Origin of the sequence: Henriciella sp. (assembly GCF_049649345.1) — a bacterium.
Classification (GTDB): domain Bacteria; phylum Pseudomonadota; class Alphaproteobacteria; order Caulobacterales; family Hyphomonadaceae; genus Henriciella.
Map to the genome: position 1 here is coordinate 1 of NZ_JBARZC010000432.1, position 3556 is coordinate 3556.

Consider the following 3556-nt stretch of genomic DNA (forward strand, 5'->3'; position numbering starts at 1 on the left):
CTCTTTTTGGGACTTGCCGGGTACCGGTTGCGGCGGCGCGAACTGGAAACGGCGGTATCGCCCGGCTGACAGGTTTTCAGCTTTTGCGCAGCAGGACCCGGTCTGGCAGGGCGGTCACCGAATAGTGGAAGCCGCCGGGATGGATGTCGAACACCGCTTCGCCGCCAAACGTCTTCGGCACAATCCGTTTCAGGATCATGCTGCCAAAGCCGTTTCCCGGCTCACCGCCCGGCGCGCGCGGCTCAAGCAGCTCCTCGCGCCAGGCGAACTGCATGTTCGGCCCTTCCGTCCAGCCAAATGTGACGCGTCCGCCTGAAACGCCCAGCGCGCCATGTTTGACGGCATTGGTGCCAAGCTCATTGAGCAGGAGCGACATTGCAAAGGCCGCACGCGGGGAAATGTGAAAATCGCCAGTGTCCTGGATGCCGATCACGGGGTGGTCGGGCTCTGGCTCGAAGGTCTGCAGGGCCTTGACCGCCAGCTGCCTGAGGGACACCGATTTCCACTCATTGACGGCGAGCAGCGATTGGGTTTCGGCCAGCGTGTTGATTTTCTCGCGCAAGCGCCGGACAAATTCCTCGCGGTCCAGATTCGACTTGTCGAGCAGGCTGATCAGTGAGGAGACATGGGCGTACATATTGCCCATGCGGTGTTCGAGTTCACGGTTGATGACAGAGAGGTCGTCGACCTGGCGGGCTTTCGCCTCCGTCTCGATCACGGCCATCACACCGGCAGCGAGATCGCGCAGGATTTCCTTGTCGGTCTCGTCGAAGGTCTCGCGCGGCTTTGGATCGATCACGCAAAGCGTGCCGAGCGCATGGCCCTCTCGGGTGATCAGCGGCGCTCCGGCATAAAAGCGGATGAAAGGCTCGCCCGTCACCAGGGGATTGTCGGCAAACCGGGCATCCTTGCGTGCATCGGGCACGACCATCACGTCACTGGACCGGATCGCATGGTCGCAAAAGGCGACATCGCGGCTGGTTTCAGTGGAATTGATACCGTAGCAGGATTTGAACCACTGGCGGTCGGCATCGATCAGAGAGACCAGCGCAATCTCTGCTTCCAGAGCGTTTGCCGCCAGCCGCGTCAGCCGGTCAAATCTCGGATCAGCGTCGCTGTCCATCAGTTTGGTTTTCGATAGCGCCGCCAGTCGGGCTTTCTCGTCTTTCGCCAACGCGACTGTCCTCATCCCAACTCGCAATGCGAGTGCGATCCCACTTCCATTCCCAATAGCCGGATCGATAGTCTGTTCGTTTACAACTTTGAAGGGTGAACCGGCAACGGCGCAATAACATAAATCACGCGGGTTACTCCAGTGCGCGGATCCCGCCTTCGCCTGAAATCTCGAACAATTGCGCGCGATCCCCGAACGCCTCGAAGAGAAAACGCTCCGTGCCGGTCAGCCAGGCCCGGCCGCCAAGGTCGCAAAGTTCATCGAAAAGTGCCGCGCGCCGGTTGGCATCGAGATGGGCGGCGGCTTCATCGAGGAGCAGGATGGGCGAGGGGCCGTCTCCCCCCTGGCCGAGCGCCTTTGCCGAGGCGAGGATCAGCCCGATCAGCAGCGCCTTTTGCTGGCCGGTCGACGCGTCCCCGGCCGGCATGCCGGTCGGGCGATGGATAACGGCGAGGTCTGTACGATGCGGCCCAGCCAGCGTGCGACCGGCCGCCATGTCGCGGCGCCGGCCTGTGCGATACGCTTCCATGAGCGCCTCGAAAATGGCCTTGAAATCCTCGCCTTTTGCTGCGGCCTGTTCGGCCTCGCCGTCGAGCGAGAGATCGCCCTTTGGGAAGTAGCCTTCCGGCCGGGCATCGACGGCGGCCTGCAGGCTTTCCAGCACGTGTGCCCGGTTGATCGCGATCTCGGCGCCGGCTTCGGCCATGCGGGTCTCGATCGCGTCGGCCCAGGCTGGATCGACATGGCCGCGCTCGAGCAGCGCATTGCGCTCGCGCATGGCGCGCTCATAGCGGGCAGCGGCCGTGCCGTGGGAGGGGATGTGCGACATGACCTGACGGTCAAAGAAGCGGCGGCGCTCTGATGCCCCGCCGCGAAAGACGCCGTCCATGGCGGGGGTCAGCCAGACGATGCGGATCAGGTCTGCAAGGTCTGACGCCTGGCTCGGCGCGCCATCGATGCGGATGATGCGTTTGGATGTGTTGCCATCTGTCTCGAGCCCGACGCCGATTTTCTGGTCATCGACTGTGGCTGAGACGGTCCAGCCGGTTTCGGCGCCATGGCGGGTGAGATCGGCGAGGGTGGCGGAGCGCAGGCCACGTCCGGGGCCAAGCTGCGAGACGGCTTCGAGCAGATTGGTCTTGCCCGCCCCATTCGCGCCATAGAGGCAGACATGCCGTCCATCGAGATCGAGCGATGCTGTCTCGTAATTGCGGAAATTGGAGAGGCGGAGGCGCGTGAGGGCGGTCATCGCCCCCGCTTACACCCGAAGCGGCATCAGCACGTAGCGCGCGGCGAGATCGCCCGGATCGAGGATGAGGGCCGGGGAGGCGGGGTCATTCAGCATGAATTCGACGTCCTCGGCCTCGATCTGCGCGGTGACGTCGAGGAGGTATTTGGCGTTGAAGCCGATCTCCATCGCGTCATTGCTGTAATCGCACTCGATCTCTTCATGGCCCTGGCCGGTTTCTGCGGAGTTGACCGCGAGCGCGACCTTGCCTTCCGACAGCGACAGCTTGACCGAGCGTGAGCGCTCTGCCGAGACAGTCGAGACGCGGTCGACGGCGGCTTCGAAGGATTTATTGTCGATGACGAGGCGCTTGTCATTGCCCTTCGGGATGACGCGCTGATAGTCCGGGAAAGAGCCGTCGATCAGCTTCGAAGTGAGCACGGCGCGTCCGGCCTGGAAGACGATCTTGGTTTCCGACACGCCGATCGTGACATCGCCATCGACCGCATCGATCAGGCGGCGAACCTCGCCAATCGCCTTGCGCGGTACGATCACCCCGTCGAGGCCTTCAGAGCCTTTCGGGGCTGGGGCGTCGGCCAGCGCGAGGCGGTGGCCATCGGTGGCAACAGCGCGCAGCACTTTCTTGTCCTTGTCGCCATCTGCGACGTGCAGGTAGACGCCGTTGAGATAATAGCGCGTCTCCTCGGTCGAGATCGCAAAACGGGTCTTGTCGATGAGACGGCGCAGGTCTGCCGCGTCGACGTCAAACTTGGTCGCGCTGTCATCGCCCGTCATCGTCTGGAAGTCGGTTGCGGGCAGGGTTGGCAGTTCGAAATTGGCGCGGCCCGAGCGGATGGACAGGCGGCGGTTTTCCGGATTGAGCTCCATCTCGACATCGGCGCCAGCAGGCAGTTTGCGCACCACGTCGAACAGCGTGCCGGCCGGCGCGGTGATCGCGCCATCGCTGGAAATGGTCGCATCGGCGCTGTCGACGGCTTCGATATCGAGGTCTGTCGCCACGAGCGTGACTTCAGATCCCTTGGCCTCCATCAGGACGTTGGAGAGGATCGGGATCGTGTTGCGCCGCTCGACCACATTCTGCACATGTGAGAGCGCGTTCAGCAGATCACTTCTTTCAATCGTCAGCTTCATAG

Annotated in this window: 3 protein-coding genes; all 3 read right to left on the bottom strand. The window is 62.9% G+C overall.

Annotated features, from left to right (window positions below; all coding sequences use genetic code 11):
• Positions 1-76 precede the first annotated feature (76 nt).
• The 3 genes from WA989_RS12015 to dnaN all read right to left on the bottom strand — a co-directional run bounded on the left by WA989_RS12015 (position 77) and on the right by dnaN (position 3554).
• A complete protein-coding gene (locus tag WA989_RS12015) occupies positions 77-1174 on the bottom strand; it encodes a GAF domain-containing protein (protein ID WP_424340734.1) in 1098 nt (365 codons plus the stop codon).
• A 133-nt stretch (positions 1175-1307) separates the two neighbouring features.
• Positions 1308-2423: a DNA replication/repair protein RecF gene (gene recF, locus WA989_RS12020; RefSeq protein WP_424340735.1), complete on the bottom strand. Its 1116-nt coding sequence runs from the start codon at positions 2421-2423 to the stop codon at positions 1308-1310.
• Positions 2424-2432: 9 nt separating this feature from the next.
• Positions 2433-3554 (bottom strand): DNA polymerase III subunit beta, encoded by a 1122-nt coding sequence (gene dnaN, locus WA989_RS12025; protein WP_424340736.1) that lies wholly within the window; start codon positions 3552-3554, stop codon positions 2433-2435.
• Positions 3555-3556 lie beyond the last annotated feature (2 nt).